Origin of the sequence: Streptomyces aurantiacus, assembly GCF_027107535.1 — a bacterium.
Taxonomy (GTDB): Bacteria; Actinomycetota; Actinomycetes; order Streptomycetales; family Streptomycetaceae; genus Streptomyces.
In genome coordinates this window covers 7,446,240-7,471,534 of record NZ_CP114283.1, presented here as the reverse complement: position 1 = coordinate 7,471,534, position 25,295 = coordinate 7,446,240, and the positions used below count along the sequence as shown (strand labels likewise).

Here is a 25,295-nt window from a genome sequence, read left to right as displayed (position 1 = left end):
CCCGCGCCGTCGGCCCATACCCAAGCCGGCGGTCGTCGGTCCCTGTCCGCACCGGACGGGGCCGGAAGCCGTTTTCCAACGTTCCGAGAGGTTGTTCGTGTCGGCCAGCACATCCCGTACGCTCCCGCCGGAGATCGCCGAGTCCGTCTCTGTCATGGCGCTCATCGAGCGGGGAAAGGCTGAGGGGCAGATCGCCGGCGATGACGTGCGTCGGGCCTTCGAAGCTGACCAGATTCCGGCCACTCAGTGGAAGAACGTACTGCGCAGCCTCAACCAGATCCTCGAGGAAGAGGGTGTGACGCTGATGGTCAGTGCCGCGGAGCCCAAGCGCACCCGGAAGAGCGTCGCAGCGAAGAGTCCCGCCAAGCGCACCGCCACCAAGACCGTCGCGGCGAAGACGGTGACAGCCAAGAAGGCCACCGCCACCGCCACGCCGGTGATGCCTGACGCCGACGCTCCCGCCGAGGACGCGTCCGCCAAGAAGGCCGCTGCCAAGAAGACGACGGCGAAGAAGGCCGTCGCCAAGAAGACCGTCGCCAAGAAGACGACGGCCAAGAAGACCACCGGCAAGAAGGACGACGCCGAGCTGGGCGACGACGAGGCGGCCGAAGAGACCGTCGGCGCCGCCAAGCCCGGCGAAGAGGAAGAAGAGGGCGGGGAGAACAAGGGCTTCGTCCTGTCCGACGAGGACGAGGACGACGCCCCCGCGCAGCAGGTCGCCGTCGCCGGTGCCACTGCCGACCCCGTCAAGGACTACCTCAAGCAGATCGGCAAGGTCCCGCTGCTCAACGCCGAGCAGGAGGTCGAGCTCGCCAAGCGCATCGAGGCCGGCCTGTTCGCCGAGGACAAGCTCGCCAACGCCGACAAGCTGGCGCCGAAGCTCAAGCGCGAGCTGGAGATCATCGCCGAGGACGGCCGCCGCGCCAAGAACCACCTCCTGGAGGCCAACCTCCGCCTGGTGGTCTCCCTGGCCAAGCGCTACACCGGCCGCGGCATGCTCTTCCTGGACCTGATCCAGGAGGGCAACCTCGGTCTGATCCGCGCGGTCGAGAAGTTCGACTACACCAAGGGCTACAAGTTCTCCACGTACGCCACCTGGTGGATCCGTCAGGCGATCACCCGCGCCATGGCCGACCAGGCCCGCACCATCCGTATTCCGGTGCACATGGTCGAGGTCATCAACAAGCTCGCGCGCGTCCAGCGCCAGATGCTCCAGGACCTGGGCCGCGAGCCCACCCCGGAGGAACTGGCCAAGGAACTCGACATGACCCCCGAGAAGGTCATCGAGGTCCAGAAGTACGGCCGTGAGCCGATCTCCCTCCACACCCCCCTGGGCGAGGACGGCGACAGCGAGTTCGGTGACCTCATCGAGGACTCCGAGGCCGTCGTCCCGGCCGACGCGGTGAGCTTCACGCTCCTCCAGGAGCAGCTGCACTCCGTCCTGGACACCCTGTCCGAGCGCGAGGCGGGTGTCGTCTCGATGCGCTTCGGGCTCACCGACGGCCAGCCGAAGACCCTCGACGAGATCGGCAAGGTGTACGGCGTGACGCGCGAGCGCATCCGCCAGATCGAGTCCAAGACGATGTCGAAGCTGCGTCACCCCTCGCGCTCGCAGGTCCTGCGCGACTACCTCGACTAGGTCTCGACCTCAGCAGGTCACCGAGGGCCCGGCTTCCGACAGGAAGCCGGGCCCTCGGTGCGTGCGGAGTGCGAGGTGCCTCACCCTGGATCACTCTGGGTTTCTCGTGACAACCGCAGAGTGAGGAGTGCGCATGAGTCGTCCCTTCGCCCGAGCGCTGGCCCTTGTGGCCGCGGCGGCCGTGATACCACTGGCGGCCCCTGCCCCCGCGACGGCCGATGTCGTCATCGGTGGCTACCCGGTCGAGATCTCCGCGGCCCCTTGGACGGTGGCCCTGTCCAGCCGTGACCGGTTCGGGGGTACACGTGCGGGGCAGTTCTGCGGGGGCGTGGTGATCGGGCCGTCCACGGTGCTGACCGCCGCCCACTGCCTCAGTGAGGACGTACTGGGTGCGCCTGCGCGTCAGATCCGGGACCTGCGGATCGTCGCGGGCCGCGGGGACCTGCGGGCGGACGGGGGCAGCGAGATCGCCGTACGCGACATCTGGATCAACCCGCGCCACGACAGCTACACGAACGCCGGGGACTTCGCCGTGCTCACGCTCGCGGCGCCGCTCGCCGCCGAGGCGGTTCTTCGTATGGCGAGCGCCGGAGACGCGGCGTACCGGCCCGGTACGGGCGCTGTGGTCTACGGCTGGGGCGACACGACGGGAAGCGGCGACTACGCGAGCGCTCTGCGAGCCGGCCGTGTCCAGGTTCTGTCCGACGCCGTCTGTGAAAAGGCGTACCCGGGCAGTGCGGACGGAACGTACTTGTCCCGCTCCATGCTGTGTGCGGGGGAGGAGAGCGGAGGCCGGGACGCCTGCCAGGGGGACAGCGGTGGGCCCCTGGTCGCCGAGGGTCGGCTGATCGGCCTCGTGTCGTGGGGGAGCGGCTGCGGGCGGGCCGGCAGCCCAGGGGTGTACACGCGGGTCTCGGAGGTCGTCACGACGCTCGGAGACGGCCGCTGAGGGCTGTCTGACGGCTTGGCCAGACGCGAGCAGGGCGGCCGCCCCTGAAATCCAGGGGCGACCGCCCTGTCACCGGCCTGTGCCGGAGATGGCTCGTCGTCTGCGCGAAGTGTCAGTGCTCTTCGTCGTTGGCGCTTGCCGGGGCGGCCGTGAGCCGCTCCGTCTCGTCCTGTATCTCAGCGGCGATCTTCTTGAGTTCCGGCTCGAACTTGCGCCCATGGTGGGCACAGAAGAGCAGTTCACCACCGCTGAGGAGGACGACGCGCAGATATGCCTGGGCGCCGCAACGGTCGCAGCGGTCAGCGGCCGTCAGCGGGCTCGCGGGGGTCAGAACAGTAGTCACGTCGCCTCTTCTCTAGCTCGACGAGCTGTCGTACCAGGGTCAACATCCAACCAGGCCGAAAACGTTCCCGCTCTGGCTCTTCCTCGAAAAAAATCTTTCCGAGTCGGCTGTCTGCTGCCGGTTGGCGGCGAATGAGCCGTATTGCGTGTCTTCGTGCCTTACGGGTTTCGCGCTCTGTCAGGTTCAGTCCTCCCGGCTGGCTTGCCGGTTGTTCTTGAGGACGTGCCCGGAGCCTAAATGGTTCATGCCTGGAAGGGAACGTGATATGTACTTCACTCCAACGAGGGATCGAACACGCATACGACTCTGGACTAGTCTGAGTTTAGGACGAGGGTGGCGTTACAACGGCTCTACCAGGCCTCGGTACCCTCGGACCGGTGACCGAAGCCGGACCCTTACCCAAAAGGGCCCCAACTGAAATTCAGCGAGGAGCGAACCGCGTGACCGCCGAGACGTCCGTGCCGTCCACAGCCCTGCTGACCGGAGCAGATCGGGACGGTTCCAACTACACCGCGCGGCACCTGCTCGTCCTCGAGGGCCTCGAGGCCGTGCGGAAGCGCCCGGGCATGTACATCGGATCGACCGACAGCCGCGGTCTGATGCACTGCCTCTGGGAGATCATCGACAACTCCGTGGACGAGGCCCTCGGAGGCTACTGCGACCACATCGACGTGACCCTCCACGACGACGGCTCCGTCGAGGTGCGGGACAACGGCCGGGGCATCCCGGTCGATGTCGAGCCCAAAACAGGCCTTTCGGGCGTCGAGGTCGTGATGACCAAGCTGCACGCCGGAGGCAAGTTCGGCGGCGGCTCGTACGCGGCCTCCGGCGGTCTGCACGGCGTGGGCGCCTCCGTGGTGAACGCCCTCTCGGCCCGCCTGGACGTCGAGGTGGACCGCGGAGGCAACACCCACGCGGTGAGCTTCCGGCGGGGCACGCCGGGCGCCTTCAAGGGCGACGGCGCCGAGGCCACGTTCGACGCGTCGGCCGGGCTGCGCAAGCTCAAGAGGATCCCCAAGACCCGCACCGGCACGCGTGTGCGCTACTGGGCCGACCGCCAGATCTTCCTCAAGGACGCCAAGCTCTCCCTGGAGAACCTCCACCAGCGCGCCCGACAGACCGCCTTCCTGGTTCCCGGCCTCACCATCGTGGTCCGTGACGAGCTCGGGCTCGGGGAGGGCGGCAGCAAGGGCGAGGAGTCCTTCCGCTTCGACGGCGGCATCAGCGAGTTCTGCGAGTACCTGGCCTCGGACAAGCCCGTCTGCGATGTGCTCCGCTTCTCCGGCCAGGGCACCTTCAAGGAGACGGTCCCGGTCCTCGACGACCACGGCCAGATGACCCCGACCGAGGTCACCCGTGAGCTGGGTGTCGACGTGGCGATGCGCTGGGGCACGGGCTACGACACGACGCTCAAGTCGTTCGTGAACATCATCGCCACCCCCAAGGGCGGAACCCACGTCGCGGGCTTCGAACAAGCGGTCATGAAGACGATCAACGAAGTGCTGCGTACCAAGAAGATGCTGCGCGTCGCCGAGGACGACGTCGTCAAGGACGACGCTCTGGAGGGACTCACCGTCGTCGTCACCGTGCGCCTCGCCGAGCCCCAGTTCGAGGGACAGACGAAGGAGGTGCTCGGCACCTCCGCCGCCCGTCGCATCGTGACGAACGTCGTCTCCAAGGAGCTCAAGGCGTTCCTGACCTCCACGAAGCGGGACGCGGCCGCACAGGCCCGTGTCGTCCTGGAGAAGGCGGTCGCCGCCGCGCGCACGAGAATCGCCGCCCGCCAGCACAAGGACGCGCAGCGGCGGAAAACGGCCCTGGAGTCCTCCTCGCTGCCCGCCAAGCTCGCCGACTGCCGCAGCGACGACGTGGAGCGCAGCGAGCTGTTCATCGTCGAGGGAGACTCGGCGCTCGGCACCGCCAAGCTCGCCCGGAACTCCGAGTTCCAGGCCCTGCTGCCGATTCGCGGAAAGATCCTCAACGTTCAGAAGTCGTCCGTGTCGGACATGCTGAAGAACGTCGAGTGCGGCGCGATCATCCAGGTCATAGGGGCAGGCTCGGGCCGTACGTTCGACATCGACGCCGCCCGGTACGGGAAGATCATCCTGCTGGTCGATGCCGACGTCGACGGCGCGCACATCCGCTGCCTGCTCCTGACGCTCTTCCAGCGCTACATGCGGCCCATGGTCGAGGCCGGCCGGGTGTTCGCGGCCGTGCCGCCGCTCCACCGGATCGAGCTGAGCCAGCCCAAGAAGGGCCAGGACAAGTACATCTACACGTACTCGGACCGCGAGCTGCGGGACACCCTGCTCGAGCTCCAGCGGAAGAACGTGCGGTACAAGGACTCCATCCAGCGCTACAAGGGCCTGGGCGAGATGGACGCGGACCAGCTGGCCGAGACGACGATGGATCCGCGCCACCGCACGCTGCGCCGGATCAACATCTCCGACCTTGAGGCCTCCGAGCAGGTCTTCGACCTGTTGATGGGCAACGACGTCGCTCCGCGCAAGGAGTTCATCTCCAGCTCCGCGGCGACTCTGGACCGCTCGCGCATCGACGCGTAGGCCGTCGGACGGGGCCGGTCGGAACGCAGACGGGCCCCGTCGCGATGGAGAGGCGGGAGCTGCGCGTGACGACGCGGCAGAGGCAGGAGCCGCCCGTGAGGACGTGGCAGATCGTCTCCACCCCCGGGTGGAGACGGACCGGTCCACGGATCCACCCATGATCCACCCTGGCGCCGATCTGCCGGCCGGTCCGTCTCCGTAGCGTCGAAGGTGTCGACAGCGCCCGCCGTCGGCACCCGCTTCTCCTCGCTCACGGAGGCCGCGATGTCCGGGCTTGTCGATGTCCTGGCGATTCTCGCCGTTGCCGTCCTGGTGATCGCTCGCCAGTTCCGCCCCCGTCGGATCGAGACGGACCGGCGTTGGTGGGTCGTGCCCGCGGTGCTGGTCTTTCTCGCCCTGCGCGAGCCCGGTCTGCTCGACCCCCGCCATCAGACGGAATCAGTCCTTTTGCTCGGCGCCGAGCTCCTCATCGCCCTGGCCACAGGCGCCGGCTGGGCGTGGACGACACGGATGTGGACGACACCGGACGGAGCGGTGTGGACCAGGAGCAGCAAGGCCAGTGCTCTCGTCTGGATCACCGGCATAGCGCTGCGGGCGGGCCTTTTCGGCCTTGGCGTCGTGCTCGGTCTACGTCAGGGCACCTCCGCCCTGCTCCTCGGGCTCGCGCTGACGCTTCTGGCCCGCTCGCGCATCCTGGCCTGGCGGGCGCACGGTCTGCGCCCGGTGACCGGGCAGAGCACGGCCTACGGTGAAGACCTGCCTCGTCCCTTGCGCAAGGAGCGGGTGTGACGGAGAACGTCTGGCAGCGCTGGCCCTCCCGCGAGGCACTCTCCCGAGCGGGAGTCCCCAGGGCGCGGCGCGGGCTCGCCACAGCCGCGCGCGTCGTCGCCGTCGGTGTCCTCCTGGGTACGACCTTCACGGGCAGTGAGCTGCATGGCTGGGGCGTCGCGGTGGCCGTTCCGGCTGTCCTCGTGTGCGGGGCCGGGCTCTGGGGCTTCCGGAGGACCACGCTCGAGCACCGGCTCCTGCCCTCTCTGGGACTGCTCGCACTGCTCCTCGGTGTCGGGTTGGTGGCACAAGGCGCAGGCGTACGAGTGCCGGCGCTCGTCCTGTGGTGCGTGTGCGGCATCACCGCGATGGAGCGGCTGCCCCTCGTGGCCGCACTGCCCGCCACCTCGGTGGCACTGGGGGCTTACGCCGTGGTCAGTGACGACAGCCGGCCGGCCGTGGTGGCCACGACCGGAGGGCTCGCCCTGCTCGGTTACGTGCTCCGGCTGGATGCCGAGGCCCGCGGCACCGCCCAGCGGCTGCTCGTCCAGGAGCGGGCCGCGCGGGCGGCCGAGGCGGAGACGGCGGCGCTCGCGGAGCGGGCCAGGATCGCGCGGGAGATCCACGACGTACTGGCGCACAGCCTCTCGGCCCAGCTCGTGCACCTGGAGGCGGCCCGGCTGCTGATCCAGAAGGGGGCGGAGAAGGGCCAGATCCTCGACCGGGTCGTCGCCGCACGGGGCATGGCCCGTGAAGGGCTGGCCGAGACCCGGCAGGCACTCTCCGCGCTGCGCGGAGAACTGTCCCCCTTGGAGGAGTTCCTGACCGAGCTCGTAGCCCAGGCCGACGAAGCGGATGTCACTGTCACGGGTGAACGGCGGCCGCTTCCCGCCGAGGTGTCCCAGGCGGTCCGCAGAGTCGCCCAGGAGGCTCTGACGAACGTCCGCAAGCATGCGCCGGGCGCCAAGGTACGCATACGGATGGACTACGGCCGGAGCGAGGTGACGCTGCACGTACGGGACTCGGGTGCGCCGCCGGGAGAGTTCACGCACTCCGGCGCCGGATACGGTCTGCTCGGAATGCGGGAACGGGCCGAGCTGCTGGGAGGCTCGCTGGAGGCCGGCCCGTACGAGGAGGGATTCGCGGTGACGCTGAAGGTGCCCGTATGACGGAAGTGGACGGCACGCCGCCGGCCCGTGTCGTCGTGGCGGACGATCAGACCGTTGTGCGCGAGGGCATCGTGACGCTGCTCGGTCTGCTGCCAGGGATCGAGGTCGTCGGTGCGGCCGCCGACGGGAACGAGGCCGTGCGACTGGTGGCCGAGCTCGACCCGGACGTGGTGCTGATGGATCTGCGGATGCCCCGGTGCGACGGAGCCGAGGCAACGGGACGCATCAGGTCGGAGTACCCGAGAACGCAGGTCGTCGTGCTCACCACGTACGCGGACGACGCGTCGCTGTTTCCCGCGTTGAAGGCCGGGGCCCGTGGCTATCTCACGAAGGACGCGGGCGGCGACGAGATCGTACGAGCCGTGCACAGCGTGCTGTCCGGGGACGCCGGACTCTCGCCGGGCATCCAGCGACGGCTGCTGGAGCGTCTGTCGGAACCGGAGCCCACCGTGCCCGCCCAGGAGACTCTGGACGGGCTCACCGCGCGGGAGACGGAGGTGCTGGTGCTGATCGCCGACGGCCTGACCAACCAGGAGATCGCCCGCAAGCTGCATGTGTCCACCGCCACGGTGAAGACCCATATCAACAACCTCTTCGCCAAGACCGGGCTCAAGGACCGTGCACAGGCCGTCCGTTACGCCTTCGGGAAGGGACTTGTGCGGCCACCAGGGGGGTGAGTCACCTGATGGGGTGAAGTACTTGGAGAGAAGAGTCAGGGATCTTCCCATTCTGTCCATCCTTGGGCACGCGGCCGAAACGGGCGGCGGACAAGGAGAGTTCGGTGGAGAAGCACGACGGTCCCGACTCCGGCAAGGTCCGGTTCGACGACCCCTGGTACGACGCGCTCGCCTCCGGGTGGGGAGAGTTGGACAGCACGGGCGCGCCCGCCTCCGCTGTGCCGACCGCGCGCAGGGAGCAGGAGGACCGGAGCGCCCGCGCAGCCGATGTCTATCTGGAGGTGCAGCGCAGTGCGGCCTTCCAGGAGGTGCGCAGCCGGTACCGGCGGTTCGTGATTCCGGCCGTCGCCGTCTTCTTCACCTGGTATGTGGGGTATGTCGTGACGGCGACCACGGCACCGGCCTTCATGGCGCGGCCCGTCGCCGGCGCGGTGAACGTGGCCATGGTCGCGGGGCTCGGACAGTTCCTCACGACGTTCCTGTTCACGTGGGCGTACGCGCGGCACGCACGGTTGCGCAGAGACCGCGCCGCACTCGATCTGCGTTGGGACACCCAGGAGCTGACGCGCAGCGTCACGGGCGGTGAGAGGTGACCGGCAACCATCAGACGTTGGCCCTGCTGCTCTTCAGCGTGTTCGTGGCGATCACCCTGGGAATCACGACCTGGGTGAGCCGTCACCGGCACGGTTCGGCGGAGGAGTTCTACGCGGGCGGTCGGCTCTTCTCACCGATGGAGAATGGTTTTGCCATCGCGGGCGACTACATGTCCGCCGCCTCCTTCCTCGGAATCTCGGGGCTGATCGCGCTCTTCGGCTACGACGGGCTGCTGTACTCGGTGGGTTTTCTCGTCGCCTGGCTCGTCGTGCTGTTCCTGGTCGCCGAACTGGTGCGCAACTGCGGGCGGTTCACGCTCGCCGACGTCGTCGCGGCGCGCATGAGCGAGCGGCCGGTACGGATCGCGGCGGGAACTTCCTCGGTGACCGTGTCCGTTCTGTATCTGGTGGCGCAGATGGTGGGCGCGGGCAGCCTGGTCGCACTGCTGTTGGGAGGCACGAGCGAGGCGGCGCAGGCCTGGACGGTCATCGGTGTCGGCGCGCTCATGGTCGTCTACGTGTCGTTCGGAGGCATGCGGGCCACCACCTGGATCCAGATCGTCAAGGCGGTCCTGCTCATGGGCGGGGCGATCGCGCTGACCGTGCTCGTACTGATGCGGTTTCACGGGGACTTCGACCAGTTGCTGCGTACGGCGGCGGGGCGGAGCGGGCACGGGGATTCGTTCCTCGCGCCGGGGCTGAAGTACGGCGGGGACTGGACGGCGCGTCTCGACTTCATCAGCCTGGGCCTCGCCCTGGTGCTCGGCACGGCCGGGCTGCCGCACATCCTGTCGCGCTTCTACACCGTGCCGACCGCGCGGGCCGCACGCCGCTCGGTCGTCTGGTCGATCGGCCTGATCGGCGCGTTCTACCTGATGACGATCGTGCTGGGGTTCGGAGCGGCGGCGATCGTCGGCCCCGACGCGGTACGCGGCTCGAACGCGGCCGGAAACACGGCGGTTCCGCTACTGGCGCTCGACCTGGGCGGCGGTGCGGCGTCCACAGGCGGAACGGTTCTTTTTGCGATCGTCGCCGCCATCGCCTTCGCCACGATTCTCGCGGTGGTCGCTGGGATCACGCTGGCCTCCTCCGCGTCCGTGGCCCACGACCTGTACGCGTCACTGCGGCGGCGGCGTTCGAAGCCGCGCAGCGAGGTCTCCGTCGCGCGGACGGCCGCGGTCGGGATCGGTGTCGTGGCCATCGCGCTCGGTCTGCTCGCGCGCGACCTCAATGTGGCGTTTTTGGTGGGACTCGCCTTCGCGGTCGCGGCGTCGGCGAATCTGCCGGTGCTGCTGTACTCGCTGTTCTGGCGGAACTTCACTACGCGCGGTGCGGTGTGGTCCGTGTACGGGGGGCTGGTGCCGGCCCTGGTGCTGGTGGTGCTGTCGCCCGTGGTGTCGGGCAGTCCCGCCTCGCTGTTCCCCGGCGTCGACCTCCAGTACTTCCCGCTGGAGAATCCCGGTCTGGTGTCCATTCCGCTCGGTTTCCTGGCGGGATGGCTCGGCACGGTCACTTCGGCGGAGCCGCCGGACGAGGCCAAGCACGCGGAGACCGAAGTACGGGCGCTCACGGGCGCGGGGGCGGTCTGAGGCCGTCCCACGGCTCGGCCCGCAGGGGTACGGGGGCGCGCCCCCGTGCCGTACTCCGCCGGTGTTTTCAGGCGCGGGTCGCCCAGACGTAGCGGTGTTCGGGGCGGCCCGCGTCTCCGTACTTCAGGCTCAGCGTGGCCCGGCCCGTGCGCTCCAGAAGCTTCAGATAGCGCTGGGCGGTCTGTCGGCTGAGGCCGGTCCGGTCGGCGATCTCCTGGGCGGACAGGGGGCTTTCGGCGGTCACCAGAGCCTGGCGTACGGCCTCCGCGGTGGTGGGGGAGTGCCCTTTGGGCAGATCAGGTTCGGAGCCCGCCGAGAGGGCGCCGAAGATCCGGTCGACCTCGGCCTGTTCGGCCTCGCCGCCCCCGTCGAGGGTGCGGCGCAGTTCGGCGTACGCCTCCAGTTTCGCGCGCAGTCCGGCGAACGCGAAGGGCTTGACCAGGTACTGGAGGGCGCCGTGCCGCATCGCCGCCTGGACCGTGGTGACGTCACGGGCAGCGGTCACCATGATCACGTCGGTCTGGTGGCCGCGCCGCCGCATCTCCTGCACCACCGCGAGACCCGTCCCGTCGGGCAGATAGTGGTCGAGAAGCACCAGGTCCAGCCGAGGCAGCTCCTCCACCTGCCGCAGCGCCTCCGCCGCCGAATGGGCCTCGGCCGCGACATGGAAGCCCGCGACCTTCTCCACGTAGGCGGCGTTGACCCGGGCGACCCGGACGTCGTCGTCCACGACCAGTACCTCGATCATCGCGGCTCCTCCTTGGTGGTCGTGGCGGCTCTTCCCGGTGCGGGACCGGGCTCCGGACCGGAGGTGAGCCCTGCCTCCGCGAGTGCCTCCGGCAGCACGATCGTGAACTCCGCGCCCCCGCCCTCCGCCTCCGCGACGCGTGCGCTGCCACCCTGCCGCTCGGCGAGGCGACGCACCAGGGAGAGACCGATCCCGCGCTTGCGGTGGGCCGGTGGCTTCTTGGTGGACCACCCGTCCGTGAAGATCAACTCACGCTGCTCGGCCGGGACCCCCGGCCCCGTGTCCCGCACCCTGAGCACAGCCGTACGCCCTTCCGCGCGCAATTCGACCTCCACGCGCGCGTGGAGGGTGCCCGCGACGGCGTCGAGCGCGTTGTCGACGAGGTTCCCGACGATCGTGACCAGCCCCCGGGCATCGACCAGCCGGTCGGGGAACAGTGTCCTGTCGGAGATCCGCAGGGCCACTGCGCGCTCCGCCGCGACGGTTGCCTTGCCCACCAGGAGAGCGGCGAGCAGCGGATCGTGGATCTTCTCGGTGACCTGTTCCGCGGTGGCCCTGTGGTCGCCGACGACCTCGCCGACGAACTCCACGGCGTCGTCGAACATCTCCAGTTCCAGCAGGCCGAGCAGTGTGTGCATGCGGTTGGCGTGCTCGTGGTCCTGGGCGCGCAGGGCGTCGATCAGGCCGCGGGTGGAGTCGAGTTCGCGGCCCAGCTGTTCCAGCTCCGTGCGGTCCCGCAGTGTGGCGACTGCGCCACCGTCGTCGGTCGGCATGCGGTTGGCGACCAGGACCCGCTGTCCGCGGACGGTGAGCAGGTCGGTTCCGCTGACGGTTCCGGCCAGGACGTCGGTCGTACGCCCCGTGCCGAGCGCCGTGCCGAGAGGCAGGCCCACGGCTTCGTCGCCGATGCCCAGCAGGCGCCGGGCCTCGTCGTTGAGCAGCCTGATCCTGCCCTCACGGTCCAGCGCGACGACGCCCTCCCGGATGCCGTGCAGCATGGCCTCGCGTTCCGCCAGAAGCCCGGCGATGTCCGAGAAGGCCAGGTCACGAGTCTGCCGGTGCACCCGTCGTGAGATCAGATAGGCGGCCAGCGCGCCGACGGCCATCGCCCCGCCCGCGTAGGCGAAGAGTCCTGGGATCGCATGGATGAGACGGGCACGCACACTGTCGTACTCGATGCCGACGGAGACCGCGCCGACGATGTCGCCGTCGGCGTCGCGCAGAGGCACCTTGCCGCGCGCCGAGCGGCCCAGGGTGCCGCTGTCGATCTGCATGACGTCTCGGCCGGCCAGGGCCTGCGCAGGGTCGGTGGAGACGCGTCCCCCGATCTCGGCGGGGTTGGTGTGCGACCAGCGCACGCCGCGCATGTCCATCACCACGACGTACTCCGCTCCGCTCGCCTCGCGGATGCGCTCCGCCTCGGCCTGGACCGGCCCGTTCGCGGAAGGGCGCGTCGATGTCAGATCCTCGGCGAGCTGCGGCTGGGCGGCCGTGGTCTGCGCGATCGCGAGCGCGCGGCGCATCGCCTGGTCGTCCAGCTGGTCGCTGAGCGGCGCGAGGAACAGGCCCGTCGCGAGTACGGCGACTCCGGCGGCGATCGCCACCTGCATCAGCAGCACCTGCGAGAACATCCGTTTCGGCATGCCGAGGCGGAGTCGTCGGGCAGGGGGAGTGGGGCTCATGCCTATGACGGTACGGGGACGGGCGCGCCGGGCCGTAGGGGGTGTGGCGTGGATCTCGTGGTCGAACGCGTGGTCAGCGGGCCGCGTGGCTCGCTGCGCCCGTACGGGACAGCTCGCGCACCGCCGTCACGTCCATTCGCGCAGGGGAACCCAGAGCCGAACCGCAGCTCTCCGCCCGGGGCGGCGACGAGGGGCCCTCGGTGACCGTGACAAGCCAGCGGCGGCCGTCGGTGTGGGCGACGGTCACCTCCCGGTGAGGTGCCTCGCCCTCGGTGCGGATCACGCTCAGCGCGTCCACCGCGTCCTCACGCACCGCGGCGCGCACAGCCAGCTCGGCAGCCTGGCCGGGCCGCTCCCAGGCGGAGCTCCCTCGACACCCCTCGGTGACTACGCGCCCGTCCCGTACGCGCTGGAGTACCTCCTTGACGGCATGGGCCTCGGCGCGTCCGTACGCGTAGCCGGAGGGCAGCACGAGAAGGGTGGGCGAGAAGCGATGGCCTCCCAGATGTGTGACCTCCCACGCTCCCTCCACTCCGGAAGCGGCGAGTTCGGCGGCGAGGGGGCGGCCGAGCAGGGCACAGCACCGGTCGCGCTTGCCGTTGGTGCACACCAGGGCGAGCGGGTTACCGGCGTGGGGAGTGCCGTCGAGTGTGGCGTCGAAGGTGCCGGACAGGCCTCTGCCGAGCTCCGTGAAGTCAAGTTTGAGCAGTTTCTCGGGGTCTGACGTGATGGCGTGGTGCAGCCATACGTTCCCCGGAAGGGTGTGGGCCGCGTACACGTGACGCCGGGCGACTGTGTGGCAGTCCGCGTGGCGCCCAGGGCGCCGAATCAGGGCGATGCGTACGCCGGTGCCTTCGACGGCCTGTTCCAGGGCGCGGCCCAGGGCCCGATCCAGGTGGCTCGAAGTCAGCGCGTTGGCACCCCAGGGACCGGGCTGTTCGACCAGCAGCCACGTCCTCGCCGTCGCGGCGGTCCCCGCGAGGGGCTCCGCCAGGTCCCGGGAGACCTTCGCGCACGTACTCACACAGGTGAGCCTAACCTGACTTGGCTTCCGGTGACTCGTGGGGCCGTGGTGTCACTGCTCCGGCAGGGGCTGAGGGGGCCGTGCCCTCATGCCGTGCTCGCTGGGACGCATCCGCAAGCGTCGGGGATCTCCCCAGGAGGCCGACACAGCGCCCGCGCGCGGGAGTCCTCGCCCGGGTACGGACGTCGTTTCACGCGGGCAATGGCCGGATCGTCCGCCCCGTCATGGACATCTCCGGGTTCCCCGGAAAATAGTCATCCCGACGTTCGCCGTGGGACGCGTGGTCGGCTGGAGCACCTACATCCTGGCAAGGCAGAAGACCCGAAAGACCATTCGGCCCACAACGCGGTGCGTGGGGGCCGATACCGCCGGTTGCAGTGCCTGCGGTGGCCTGAGTCTCACGCATCGGGCGTAGGCGTATGCCATGCGGTGAGTACGCGTGGAGTCCGACACCGTTCCGGTGTCGGACCTCCAGAAGGTCGGATCGAGTGGTCGGCTGGGTTGGCGCCGGCCTGCTCGGTTGGCCCCGGTCGTCACGGTGTGGCGCGAGGGGCGGTTGGCGGGTGGGTGCGGGCGGAGTGGAACCGTCTTCCGGAGGTGAGCCTCAACGGGGTGACCGGATGGATTTCAACGGTTGACAGGTTGATCCCTACGACAGCCCAGAGCTTGCTCTACGTGTCTGGAATGTCCGCCTTGGCGCGCACCAGCGTTTCTCTGCTGACGATGACGATGCGTTCGTAGTCGGCCCGTGCTGCGTCAGAGGGAAGCTCTTTGTCGAGCGCCGCTGTAGCTTCTGTTCCGATGACGGCGAAGTTCCCATCGCTGAGTTCGAAGATGTCCGGGCATGAGTCACCGGACAAGCTTCCTCGTTCGCGTGGGGACGCACCGATGCGGCGCACGATTTTCAAGTTCCCTGCCTCGTGTCTAGACATGGAGACCCCGTGGGCCTCACGTCTGGACGGTTGAGGACAGAGTTGAGGGCGGGGTCAGGATAGCCCGTTGGGGCGGGGAAAGATTACTCGTTTTTTGTTGCCGCCGATGTTCCTTCTTCCTCATGTTGACAGCGAGATGAACCGCTCACGGCCCGTCAACTGGGCTTATTCCGCAGGTGGTTCACCGACGACCCACCATGCTTCCGTATCCGACTCGTCCAGATCGCGGATCAACACGTCCACCATTCGGCCCACCCTGGCCTCCTCGGAGTCGTCCTTGAGGCTGGCCCGATGCGGCCGGTGCGCGTCCCAGTAGTCGCGAAAGATGGGGTTGTGGCAGACCATGCGGAGGTGGCCGTGCAGCTCCTCCCAGTTGACGACTCCGACGCGGTAGGCGAGCAGGGCGTTGGTGTAGAGGGCGTTCGCGAACAGGTACTGACGCCGCTGGGTGGGGGAGTCGACTTGGACGTTGCTGTACACGGCGGCCAGGTCGGGATCCTCCATCGCCCTGCTCAGCAGGTAGAACTGGAGGCGCTGCTGCTCGGTCAGCATGGCCTGCCGCTCGCTCCGCTCGACTTCCGCGACTCGGAGCCGCAGATCCTCGTACCGGCGTTGCTGGGCGGCCAGTGCCGCGAGTGCCCCCGCTGCGAAGGCGAGCCCCGCTGCGGCCGCGGAGCCCAGCTGTCGCTTCCCAGAGTTCTGTGTGGCCATGTCAACCCCCGAATCAGGCGGCCGTCCGCCGGTCGTCGGTTGCGGGTCGACTGATGGGGACCGGCGAGCGTTGGGCGGCGCTTGCCGTCTCCCAGGGTGCCCGAGCGGCTCTGATCGGCTGGGAGGCGGAGAGGAGGCGCACGGAGGGAAACGCGGGTCGCGCAACTCGGCGCCATGCCTGACGTGTGCCCCGCGAGCGCCGCTAACAATCGTTCACTCCGAGGGCTTTCCACCGGCTCGTATCCTGTGATGAGCATTCGTTCCCCGTCGTGAGAGCCGGTCCGTGAGCCGGTGTACGCAGAGGTGAGAGAGGTCGCGCGTTGAGTCAGGCGAGCCCCCAGCAGATCCCGGTCCTCGTCCTCGCCGGCTTCCTGGGCTCCGGGAAGACCACCCTGCTCAATCACCTCCTGCACCGCGGCGGAGGCAGCCGCATCGGTGCCATCGTCAACGACTTCGGTGCCATCGAGATCGACGCCATGGCCGTGGCCGGTGCGCTCGGCGACTCGACGGTCTCACTGGGCAACGGGTGTCTGTGCTGCGCCGTGGACGCCAGTGAACTCGACCTGTACCTGGACCGGCTCGCCCGGCCCTCCGCCGGGATCGACGTGATCGTCATCGAGGCGAGCGGTCTCGCCGAGCCGCAGGAGCTGGTGAGGATGCTCCTCGCCAGCGAGAACCCGCACATCGTCTACGGCGGTCTGGTGGAGGTCGTCGACGCCGCCGAGTTCGACGCCACCCGTGAGAAGCACCCCGAGATCGACCGGCACCTCGCCATCGCCGACCTCGTTGTCGTCAACAAGGCGGACCGCGTGACGGACCCCGACCGCGTGATCCGGCTCGTGCGGACGCTCGTTGACGGTGCCGCCGTCGTACCCGCCGCGTACGGGCGGGTCGACCCCGAGTTCCTCTTCGACTGCCGGCCGTCCGAGGAGCGGATCGGTCAGCTGTCCTTCGACGACCTCCACCGGCACGAGGAGGGCGAGCACGGTGACCCCGACGCACAGGGCGGCCATCTGCACTCCGCCTACGAGTCCGTGTCCTTCACCTCCGAAGTGCCTCTTGGCCCACGGCAGTTGATGGAGTTCCTCGACAGCCGGCCCGCGGGCCTGTACCGCATCAAGGGGTACGTCGACTTCGGCGCCGCCGACCCGCGCAACCGGTACGCCGTGCACGCCGTGGGACGGTTCCTGCGCTTCTATCCGGAGCCGTGGAGCGGGGGCGAGCGGCTCACCCAGTTGGTGCTCATCGGGTCCGGCATCGACGCGCTCGCGCTCGGCAAGGAACTGGAGGCGTGCAGGGACGATGCCCCACACGCCGACGAGCGCAGCATGTGGGGCGTCCTGCGCTACGTACAGGAGCAGGAGCAGAGCTAGGAGCGGGGCTCGGGTCGGGGACGGTCGGGGCGGTGGACCCGACCGTCCCTCCTGCCTCTAGACCGGTCCTGCCACCACCGAGACCGTCTTCGCCAGTGAGACCCCCGAGCCGTCCCGCCGCGGGTCCATCTCCGGCAGGTCCGCGGGTGTCCCGTCCTTCTGAGCGGCGCGCGCCGGGGCGGGACCGGCCCATGCCAGGCTCAGGCAGTCCTCCCCCTTGAGGAACCGCTGGCAGCGCACGCCGCCTGTGGCGCGGCCCTTGCGCGGATACTGGTCGAAGGGCGTCAGCTTCGCGGTCGTCTGGACCGAGTCGTCCAGCGTGCCGCGCGAACCCGCCACCGTGAACACCACGGCGTCCACGGCCGGGTCGACCGCCGTGAACGAGATCACCTTGGCGCCGTCCGTGAGCTTCATGCCGGTCATACCGCCCGCCGGCCGGCCCTGCGGGCGGACCTGGGACGCCTGATACCGCAGCAACTGCGCGTCGTCGGTGATGAAGATCAGGTCTTCCTCTCCCGTGCGCAGCTCGGCCCCGCCGACGATCCGGTCACCGTCCTTGAGCGTGATGACCTCCAGCTCCCCCTTGTTGGAGGGATAGTCGGGGACCACACGCTTCACCACACCCTGCTGCGTGCCGAGGGCCAGGCCCGGCGACGACTCGTCGAGGGTCGTCAGACAGACCACCTGCTCGTCGTCCTCGAGGGCCAGGAACTCCGAAATCGGCGCTCCCCCGGAGAGGTTGGGCGCAGCCGCGGTCTCCGGGAGCCGCGGGAGGTCGATGACGTTGATCCGCAGGAGCCGTCCGGCGGACGTGACCGCGCCGATCTCGCCCAGCGCCGTCGCCGGGACGGCGGAGACGATCAGGTCGTGCTTGACACGCCGGCCCTCGCTCTCCCCGAAGGGGTCGCCGTTGGCCGTACGGGCGAGCAGCGCTGTCGACGACAGGAGGACCCGGCACGGGTCGTCCGCCACCTGCAGCGGGACGGCCGCAGCGGTCGAACCGGCGGACTCCAGCAGCACCGTGCGCCGGTCGGTGCCGAACTTCTTGGCCACCGCGGCCAGCTCGCCCGACACCAGCTTGCGCAGCTCGGCGTCCGAATCGAGGATGCCGGTCAGCTCGTCGATCTCGCCGTTGAGCCGGTCGCGCTCGGTCTCCAGCTCGATGCGGTCGAACTTGGTCAGGCGGCGCAGCGGCGTGTCCAGGATGTACTGCGTCTGGATCTCGCTCAGGGAGAAGTGCTCGATCAGGCGCTGCTTCGCCTGGGCGGAGTTGTCGCTGGAGCGGATGAGGCGGATGACCTCGTCGATGTCCAGCAGGGCGACGAGCAGACCCTCGACCAGGTGCAGCCGGTCGCGCTTCTTGGTGCGACGGAACTCGCTGCGGCGGCGCACGACCTCGAAGCGGTGGTCGAGGTACACCTCCAGCAGTTCCTTGAGGCCGAGGGTGAGCGGCTGGCCGTCCACCAGGGCCACGTTGTTGATGCCGAAGGACTCCTCCATCGGCGTCAGCTTGTAGAGCTGCTCCAGGACGGCCTCCGGTACGAAGCCGTTCTTGACCTCGATGACCAGCCGCAGGCCGTGCGCACGGTCGGTGAGGTCCTTGACGTCGGCGATGCCCTGCAGTTTCTTCGAGCCGACCAGGTCCTTGATCTTCGCGATCACCTTCTCCGGGCCGACGGTGAAGGGCAGTTCCGTGACGACGAGACCCTTGCGGCGCGCTGTCACGTTCTCGACGGACACCGTGGAGCGGATCTTGAAGGTGCCACGGCCCGACTCGTACGCGTCCCTGATGCCGGAGAGGCCGACGATCCGGCCGCCCGTGGGCAGGTCGGGGCCCGGGACGTGCTTCATGAGCGTCTCGAGGTCGGCTCCCGGGTGGCGGATCAGGTGCCGGGCGGCGGCGATGACCTCGCCGAGGTTGTGCGGCGCCATGTTCGTCGCCATGCCGACCGCGATGCCCGACGCGCCGTTGACCAGGAGGTTCGGATACGCCGCAGGAAGGACGGACGGCTCCTGCTCCTGGCCGTCGTAGTTCGGGCCGAAGTCGACCGTGTTCTCGTCGATCGACTCCGTCATGAGGGAGGTGGCGTCGGCCATCCTCGCCTCGGTGTACCGCATGGCGGCCGGCGGGTCGTCGTTGCCCAGAGAACCGAAGTTGCCGTGGCCGTCGACCAGGGGCAGGCGCATGGAGAAGGGCTGGGCCAGGCGCACCAGGGCGTCGTAGATCGACGCGTCGCCGTGCGGGTGGAGCTTACCCATCACCTCGCCGACGACACGGGCGCACTTCACGTAGCCGCGGTCGGGGCGCAGCCCCATCTCGTTCATCTGGTAGACGATGCGGCGGTGCACGGGCTTGAGGCCGTCGCGGGCGTCCGGCAGGGCTCGGGAGTAGATGACCGAGTACGCGTACTCGAGGAAGGAGCCCTGCATCTCGTCGACGACGTCGATGTCGAGGATGCGCTCCTCGAAGTCAGCGCCGTCGTCGGGTCGCGGGGTCTTCGTGCTGCGGCGGGCCATCGCTGCGGCGACTCCTTCACAGTCTCTGCCGGGGCATGAACGGGTTCTGACGGGCTCCATTGTGGACCGGCCCACTGACAACGCGGACCACGACCCGTCCGGACGGGCCTGACGGACCTCGTGCCCGACCTGCCAGGCCTGCCTCGTGGGAAGTGTCGCCGACGCAGCCCACGGGACCCGGAAGACGTGAGCCGAGTATCCGAACAGGTGTTGGAGAGCGCGAGCCCACCCGCCCGCACACGACTTCGGGAGCCGTGTGATCGCACGACCGTACAGGCTCCCGACGGCGGACGCGTGCTCGCTCTCGGCGTACGGGACGCGGGAACTTCGCCAGCTGTCCGCGCGCTTGCATACAGTGGCACGACTAGCAGGAATTGAGCAGTTTTCCGCGATCGAAGGGACGTACATGCCCATGGGTCACACGGCCACAGCTGAGGCCGGCTCCGGCGGCCTGACAGCGACCGAGCACCGCCTGGCCAACGGCCTGCGTGTGGTGCTCTCCGAGGACCACCTGACCCCGGTCGCGGCGGTGTGCCTCTGGTACGACGTCGGCTCGCGTCACGAGGTCAAGGGCCGCACCGGGCTCGCCCACCTCTTCGAGCACCTGATGTTCCAGGGGTCCGGCCAGGTCAAGGGCAACGGCCACTTCGAACTGGTGCAGGGCGCCGGCGGTTCGCTCAACGGGACGACCAGTTTCGAGCGCACCAACTACTTCGAGACCATGCCGACGCACCAGCTGGAGCTTGCCCTCTGGCTGGAGGCCGACCGGATGGGCTCGCTGCTCGCCGCGCTCGACGAGGAGTCGATGGAGAACCAGCGGGACGTCGTCAAGAACGAACGCCGTCAGCGCTACGACAACGTCCCCTACGGCACCGCTTTCGAGAAGCTGACCGCCCTCGCGTACCCGGAGGGCCACCCTTACCACCACACCCCGATCGGGTCGATGGCCGACCTGGACGCGGCCACTCTCGAGGACGCGCGCGCCTTTTTCCGCACCTACTACGCACCCAACAACGCCGTGTTGTCGGTCGTCGGCGACATCGACCCCGAGCAGACGCTCGCCTGGGTCGAGAAGTACTTCGGCTCCATCGCCGGCCACGACGGAAAGCCCGCCCCGCGCGACGGTTCGCTGCCGGAGAACATCGGTGAGCAGCTGCGCGAGGTCGTCGAGGAGGAGGTCCCGGCCCGCGCGCTGATGGCCGCCTACCGGCTGCCGGAGGACGGCACGCGCGCGTGCGACGCGGCCGACCTGGCCCTGACCGTCCTCGGTGGCGGCGAGTCGTCCCGGCTCTACAACCGGCTCGTACGCCGTGACCGCACCGCCGTGGCGGCCGGGTTCGGCCTGCTGCGCCTCGCCGGAGCGCCCTCCCTGGGGTGGCTCGACGTGAAGACGTCGGGCGATGTCGAGGTGCCGGTGATCGAGTCCGCCGTCGACGAGGAGCTCGCCCGGTTCGCCGAGGAGGGGCCCACGGCCGAGGAGATGGAGCGCGCCCAGGCACAGTTGGAGCGCGAGTGGCTGGACCGTCTCGGTACGGTCGCGGGCCGCGCCGACGAACTGTGCCGGTACGCGGTCCTGTTCGGTGACCCCCAGCTTGCCCTGACCGCCGTCCAGCGCGTCCTGGACGTCACCGCCGACGAGGTCCGGGAGGTCGCCAAGGCCCGCCTGCGCCCCGACAACCGCGCGGTGCTGGTCTACGAGCCGGTCGCCCCCGAAGAGGCCGAGGCCGCCGACGGCACCGACGCCGCCGCTGAAGACACCGACGAGGAGGCGGCCAAGTGACCGAGCTCGCCACGATGGACTTCCACCCGCAGCCCCAGGCCGGCGAGGCCAGGCCCTGGGCCTTCCCGGCACCCGAGCGCGGCGCGCTCGGCAACGGCCTGACGGTGCTGCGCTGTCACCGCCCCGGCCAGCAGGTCGTCGCCGTCGAGATCCTCCTGGCCGCCCCTCTGGAGGCCGAGCCGAAGGGACTGGACGGCATCGCCACGATCATGGCGAGGGCCTTCTCGGAGGGCACCGACAAGCACTCCGCCGAGGAGTTCGCCGCCGAGCTGGAGCGCTGCGGCGCCACGCTCGACGCCCACGCCGACCACCCGGGCGTGCGGCTCAGCCTCGAAGTCCCCGTCTCCCGGCTGCCCAAGGCGCTCGGCCTTCTCGCGGACGCGCTCAGGGCGCCCGCGTTCGACGACGGCGAGATCGAGCGGCTGGTGCGCAACCGGCTCGACGAGATCCCGCACGAGACCGCCAACCCGGGCCGCAGGGCCGCCAAGGAGCTCTCCCGGCAGCTCTTCCCGGCGACCTCGCGCATGTCGCGCCCCCGCCAGGGCAGCGAGGAGACGGTCACCGCGATCGACTCCGCGGCCGTACGTGCCTTCTACGAGAAGCACGTACGCCCCGCCACGGCCACCGCGGTCGTCGTCGGTGACCTCACCGGCGTCGACCTCGACGCGCTGCTCGCGGACACGCTCGGTGCCTGGACCGGATCGCAGGCCGAGGCGCGCCCCGTGCCGCCGGTGACCGCCGACGACACCGGCCGGGTGATCATCGTCGACCGCCCCGGGGCCGTCCAGACGCAGTTGCTGATCGGCCGCGTCGGCGCCGACCGGCACGACCGGGTGTGGCCCGCCCAGGTGCTCGGCACGTACTGCCTCGGTGGCACCCTCACCTCCCGCCTGGACCGCGTCCTGCGCGAGGAGAAGGGATACACCTACGGCGTGCGGGCGTTCGGCCAGGTGCTGCGCTCCGCCCCGGACGGGACGGGCATCTCGATGCTCGCCATCAGCGGCTCCGTGGACACCCCGAACACCGGCCCGGCGCTCGACGACCTGTGGAAGGTGCTGCGCACCCTCGCCGCCGAGGGACTGACGGACGCCGAACGCGACGTCGCCGTGCAGAACCTGGTGGGCGTGGCGCCCCTGAAGTACGAGACCGCGGGCGCCGTCGCGGGCACGCTCGCCGACCAGGTCGAGCAGCACCTGCCGGACGACTTCCAGGCGACGCTCTACCAGCAGCTCGCCGCGACCGGCACCGTGGAGGCCACGGCGGCCGCGGTGAACGCCTTCCCGGTGGACCGTCTGGTGACCGTCCTCGTCGGAGACGCCGCGCAGATCGAGGAGCCCGTCAGGGCCCTCGGTATCGGTGAAGTCAGCGTCGTGACAGCGGAGTAGGGACCGGCAGTCGCAGCAAGGACCGTCGGCAGGCCGGGGCCCGGGTGACTCAGGAGTCGCCCGGGTCTCTTCTTGCGCCGAGTCTCCTGTGGTTTGTCCGTATTGGTAGAGAGGTTGCCTGTCTGCCCTGTGGCATGCGCTACAAAACCCGTGATCCGTTTGTCTATTGAAAGTGGCGACGTTTAGCTTCAGTCCGGCTGTTCGTCAGGCAGTGCGCCGCGTCCGCGGCACCGGACAGTCATCGCCGAGTCCCCGTACGGCGCGAGCCAGGGGAGCCGGGGACCCATACGTAGTCCCTGGGGTGAATCGGACGCCCTTCCCGAAGGGGGTCCGTAGGAGACCTTCCTGCTCCGAACCCGTCAGCTAACCCGGTAGGCGAGAAGGAAGGAAAGGATCAGCCACTTCATGGCGTTCACTCGCGCCACCGGGAAGCACCGTCGTCCCAGCAGCATGAAGCGCGCGACCCGCAGGACGGTGGGCGTCGCCGCACTCGCCACCACCGGTGTCGTAGGCACTCTGGCCGCCCCGGCGTTCGCCGCCGAGAGCTCGGTCGAGCAGACCGGCCTCACCAAGGCCGTCATCATCGGCGACTCGGTCGCCGAAGAGATCGACGCGCAGGCCGCCGCCCAGCAGCAGGCCGCCGACGAGGCCGCCGCCCGCGAGAAGGCCGAGGCCGACGCGAAGAAGCGGGCCGAGGAGGCCGCGGCGAAGGCCAAGAAGGAGCGCGAGGTCAAGGTTCGTGCCGCCCGCGAGGCCGAGCGCAAGCGCCTCAACGCGTACGTCTCGCCGATCACCGGTTCGTACGTCTCCACCGGCTACAAGGCCGGCGGCGCCGTCTGGTCCTCCGGCAGTCACACCGGCATCGACTTCCACGCCGCCAGCGGCACCGCCGTGCGCGCGGTCGGCTCCGGCACCGTGGTGGAGGCCGGCTGGGGCGGCGCGTACGGCAACCAGGTCGTCATCAAGATGACCGACGGCACCTTCACCCAGTACGGGCACCTCTCGTCCATCGGCGTCTCCGTCGGCCAGACGGTCACTCCGGGACAGCAGATAGCCCTCTCCGGGGCGACCGGCAACGTCACCGGAGCGCACCTGCACTTCGAGGCGCGCGCGACCGCGGAGTACGGGTCCGACATGGACCCCGTCGGATACCTCCGCTCGCACGGCGTGAACGTCTGACGGCACGACGCGTCGGCGCACCTCCGTCGAAGGCCCTGGCTCATTGAGCCGGGGCCTTCGCGTGCTCCGGGGCCTTCCGGGCTTCTTCCCGACCGTTCCCGGTCTCTTTCGCACCGGACGACTGCCTGTTCAGAGACGTGATGTGTCCAAAAAATAGCCATGGATTCCGGGCTGCCATCGGAATTTCCCGCTCACTGCAATAGAGTCACCGAACAAGCGTCGATCGACCGCGTTTCGCGGGGATTAAGGCGGAGGTCCGGTCATGCGTATTCCCGCGCGCTCGGTATGCACGGCGATTCGTGACGACATCGTCGCGGGTGTCTACGAGCGCGGCAGCCGGCTCACCGAAGAACTGCTCGCGCGTCGTTACGGCGTCTCGCGGGTCCCCGTGCGCGAGGCGCTGCGCACACTGGAGGCGGAGGGCTTCGTGGTCACCCGCAGACACGCGGGCGCGTGCGTGGCGGAGCCCACGGAGCAGGAGGCCGCGGACCTCCTGGAGATGCGCATGCTGCTGGAACCGCTGGGTGCCGCCCGTGCCGCGCAGCGCCGCACCGAGGCGCACCTCAAGGTGCTGCGCGGCCTGGTCAGACTGGGCCAGGAGCGGGCCAGGAGGGGTAACAGCGAGGATCTGCGCTCACTGGGGGGCTGGTTCCACGAGACGCTCGCGCAGGCCTCGGGCAGCCCGCAGCTGACCTCGACGCTCGCCCAGCTGCGGCACAAGATCGCCTGGATGTACGCGGTCGAGGCGCCCGCGCATCCCGCCGAGTCCTGGACCGAGCACGGGGCCATCGTGGACGCCGTGGCCCGGGGCGACAGCGACCGTGCCCGGGCGGTCACGGCACTGCACACCGAGCGGGCGACGACCGCGCACCGGCTGCGCTTTCCGGGCCGAGACCGCGTCGAGCGTGTGAGGACTTCGCAACATCCCGTAAACACGGCGGGCCTGCGGCATTAACAGTGGCGCCGTATACAAAGAGGGATATTCGGCAGGGGCATATTTCTGATGCCCATTTTCCCGCGTGCCCGGAATTGCCGAGCACGTGATTTCTGCGTGCACGGAAATCGAGTCCCGGATTGCACGCGAATAGCGCCGACGGGAAGATCTGTGACGGATGCCGACGGCACTCCACCAGGGCCGGACGTCGTGCGCAGCCGGGGGCCGGTCGTCTCCACGCGGGCCGGGACCGGACCATGGTGCGGAAACGGCGGAGCCGCGTCGCCCGGGGTGGGGGGACGCGGCTCCGCCGCACGTGATGCGTGGGGTCAGACCGTCTCGGGGAGCTCGTCGAGACCCTCGGCGACCAGCTTCGCCAGGCGGTCGAGCGCGGCGTCAGCGCCCTCGGCGTCGGACGCGAGGACGATCTCCTCGCCGCCCTGGGCGCCCAGGCCGAGGACCGCGAGCATGGAAGCGGCGTTGACGGGGTTGCCGTCCGCCTTGGCGATCGTCACGGGGACGCCGGAGGCCGTGGCCGCCCGGACGAAGATGGAGGCGGGACGGGCGTGAAGGCCCTCGGCCCAACCGACGTTGACGCGGCGCTCAGCCATGTGATGCTGCCCTTCAGGTGTCTCACGGTTGTCTAGACCATTGTTTCATACGGTGGAGCCTGCTTGAAGCGACCAGGAGCCCGGCCCGGCCAGACCCCGGCCCGACGTGGCCCCGGGCGGCTCCGATC

General features: G+C 69.5%; 21 protein-coding genes and 1 riboswitch. Of the genes, 13 read left to right on the top strand and 8 right to left on the bottom strand.

The window, feature by feature from the left end:
- Positions 1–97: 97 nt before the first annotated feature.
- Together O1Q96_RS35035 and O1Q96_RS35030 are read left to right on the top strand one after the other, a co-directional pair.
- The gene (locus O1Q96_RS35035) at positions 98–1,639 is read left to right on the top strand and encodes an RNA polymerase sigma factor (protein WP_269251980.1); all 1,542 of its coding nucleotides are present in this window, start codon (positions 98–100) and stop codon (positions 1,637–1,639) included.
- A gap of 133 nt (positions 1,640–1,772) precedes the next feature.
- The gene (locus O1Q96_RS35030; protein WP_269251979.1) at positions 1,773–2,588 is read left to right on the top strand and encodes a S1 family serine peptidase; all 816 of its coding nucleotides are present in this window, start codon (positions 1,773–1,775) and stop codon (positions 2,586–2,588) included.
- A gap of 112 nt (positions 2,589–2,700) precedes the next feature.
- On the opposite strand, the gene O1Q96_RS35025 is transcribed toward O1Q96_RS35030, so the two are convergent.
- A complete protein-coding gene (locus O1Q96_RS35025; RefSeq protein WP_055513118.1) occupies positions 2,701–2,931 on the bottom strand; it encodes a DUF7455 domain-containing protein in 231 nt (76 codons plus the stop codon).
- A 440-nt stretch (positions 2,932–3,371) separates the two neighbouring features.
- On the opposite strand from O1Q96_RS35025, the gene O1Q96_RS35020 reads away from it, so the two are divergent.
- The 6 genes from O1Q96_RS35020 (at position 3,372) to O1Q96_RS34995 (ending at position 10,291) form a co-directional block, all read left to right on the top strand.
- Positions 3,372–5,495, top strand: a complete 2,124-nt coding sequence (locus O1Q96_RS35020; RefSeq protein ID WP_269251978.1) for a DNA gyrase/topoisomerase IV subunit B — start codon at positions 3,372–3,374, stop codon at positions 5,493–5,495.
- Positions 5,496–5,759: 264 nt separating this feature from the next.
- Positions 5,760–6,284, top strand: a complete 525-nt coding sequence (locus O1Q96_RS35015; RefSeq protein ID WP_269253854.1) for a DUF1453 domain-containing protein — start codon at positions 5,760–5,762, stop codon at positions 6,282–6,284.
- Positions 6,281–7,432 carry a sensor histidine kinase gene (locus tag O1Q96_RS35010; RefSeq protein WP_269251977.1) on the top strand — a complete coding sequence of 384 codons (1,152 nt, stop codon included), beginning with the start codon at positions 6,281–6,283 and terminating at the stop codon, positions 7,430–7,432. The genes O1Q96_RS35015 and O1Q96_RS35010 overlap by 4 nt, the downstream gene beginning before the upstream one ends.
- Positions 7,429–8,109 carry a response regulator transcription factor gene (locus tag O1Q96_RS35005; RefSeq protein WP_269251976.1) on the top strand — a complete coding sequence of 227 codons (681 nt, stop codon included), beginning with the start codon at positions 7,429–7,431 and terminating at the stop codon, positions 8,107–8,109. The genes O1Q96_RS35010 and O1Q96_RS35005 overlap by 4 nt, the downstream gene beginning before the upstream one ends.
- A 104-nt stretch (positions 8,110–8,213) precedes the next feature.
- Positions 8,214–8,702 carry a DUF485 domain-containing protein gene (locus tag O1Q96_RS35000; protein WP_269251975.1) on the top strand — a complete coding sequence of 163 codons (489 nt, stop codon included), beginning with the start codon at positions 8,214–8,216 and terminating at the stop codon, positions 8,700–8,702.
- The gene (locus tag O1Q96_RS34995; protein WP_269251974.1) at positions 8,699–10,291 is read left to right on the top strand and encodes a solute symporter family protein; all 1,593 of its coding nucleotides are present in this window, start codon (positions 8,699–8,701) and stop codon (positions 10,289–10,291) included. The genes O1Q96_RS35000 and O1Q96_RS34995 overlap by 4 nt, the downstream gene beginning before the upstream one ends.
- Before the next feature lie 67 nt (positions 10,292–10,358).
- Here O1Q96_RS34995 and O1Q96_RS34990 read toward each other — a convergent pair whose 3' ends face one another.
- From O1Q96_RS34990 to O1Q96_RS34970, 5 genes are all read right to left on the bottom strand, one after another.
- On the bottom strand, positions 10,359–11,039 hold the full coding sequence (locus O1Q96_RS34990) for a response regulator (protein WP_269251973.1): 681 nt from the start codon (positions 11,037–11,039) through the stop codon (positions 10,359–10,361).
- The gene (locus O1Q96_RS34985; protein ID WP_269251972.1) at positions 11,036–12,721 is read right to left on the bottom strand and encodes an ATP-binding protein; all 1,686 of its coding nucleotides are present in this window, start codon (positions 12,719–12,721) and stop codon (positions 11,036–11,038) included. The genes O1Q96_RS34990 and O1Q96_RS34985 overlap by 4 nt, the downstream gene beginning before the upstream one ends.
- 73 nt (positions 12,722–12,794) lie before the next feature.
- Positions 12,795–13,745 (bottom strand): ferredoxin family protein, encoded by a 951-nt coding sequence (locus tag O1Q96_RS34980; RefSeq protein WP_269251971.1) that lies wholly within the window; start codon positions 13,743–13,745, stop codon positions 12,795–12,797.
- A 671-nt stretch (positions 13,746–14,416) separates the two neighbouring features.
- The gene (locus O1Q96_RS34975) at positions 14,417–14,653 is read right to left on the bottom strand and encodes a hypothetical protein (protein WP_217459629.1); all 237 of its coding nucleotides are present in this window, start codon (positions 14,651–14,653) and stop codon (positions 14,417–14,419) included.
- A gap of 189 nt (positions 14,654–14,842) precedes the next feature.
- Positions 14,843–15,388, bottom strand: coding sequence for a DUF6082 family protein (locus O1Q96_RS34970; protein WP_269251970.1), 546 nt, complete (start codon positions 15,386–15,388; stop codon positions 14,843–14,845).
- A 320-nt stretch (positions 15,389–15,708) separates the two neighbouring features.
- Between O1Q96_RS34970 and O1Q96_RS34965 the strand changes: the two genes are divergently transcribed.
- Entirely contained in the window at positions 15,709–16,761 is a 1,053-nt protein-coding gene (locus O1Q96_RS34965; protein WP_269251969.1) for a CobW family GTP-binding protein, read from the top strand.
- Positions 16,762–16,818: 57 nt separating this feature from the next.
- Here the strand turns inward: O1Q96_RS34965 and O1Q96_RS34960 are convergent, their stop codons facing one another.
- Positions 16,819–19,278, bottom strand: coding sequence for a DNA gyrase/topoisomerase IV subunit A (locus O1Q96_RS34960; protein WP_269251968.1), 2,460 nt, complete (start codon positions 19,276–19,278; stop codon positions 16,819–16,821).
- 406 nt (positions 19,279–19,684) lie between these two features.
- Here O1Q96_RS34960 and O1Q96_RS34955 point away from each other — a divergent pair, with 406 nt between their 5' ends.
- From O1Q96_RS34955 to O1Q96_RS34940, 4 genes are all read left to right on the top strand, one after another.
- Positions 19,685–21,058: a M16 family metallopeptidase gene (locus tag O1Q96_RS34955; RefSeq protein WP_374106240.1), complete on the top strand. Its 1,374-nt coding sequence runs from the start codon at positions 19,685–19,687 to the stop codon at positions 21,056–21,058.
- Positions 21,055–22,443 (top strand): M16 family metallopeptidase, encoded by a 1,389-nt coding sequence (locus tag O1Q96_RS34950; protein WP_269251967.1) that lies wholly within the window; start codon positions 21,055–21,057, stop codon positions 22,441–22,443. The genes O1Q96_RS34955 and O1Q96_RS34950 overlap by 4 nt, the downstream gene beginning before the upstream one ends.
- Positions 22,444–22,675: 232 nt before the next feature.
- Positions 22,676–22,836, top strand: a riboswitch (cyclic di-AMP (ydaO/yuaA leader).
- Positions 22,837–22,848: 12 nt separating this feature from the next.
- Positions 22,849–23,622 (top strand): M23 family metallopeptidase, encoded by a 774-nt coding sequence (locus O1Q96_RS34945; RefSeq protein ID WP_269251966.1) that lies wholly within the window; start codon positions 22,849–22,851, stop codon positions 23,620–23,622.
- Between the two features lie 262 nt (positions 23,623–23,884).
- A complete protein-coding gene (locus O1Q96_RS34940) occupies positions 23,885–24,577 on the top strand; it encodes a GntR family transcriptional regulator (RefSeq protein WP_217459635.1) in 693 nt (230 codons plus the stop codon).
- A gap of 308 nt (positions 24,578–24,885) precedes the next feature.
- Here O1Q96_RS34940 and O1Q96_RS34935 read toward each other — a convergent pair whose 3' ends face one another.
- On the bottom strand, positions 24,886–25,167 hold the full coding sequence (locus O1Q96_RS34935) for an HPr family phosphocarrier protein (RefSeq protein ID WP_121406547.1): 282 nt from the start codon (positions 25,165–25,167) through the stop codon (positions 24,886–24,888).
- Positions 25,168–25,295 lie beyond the last annotated feature (128 nt).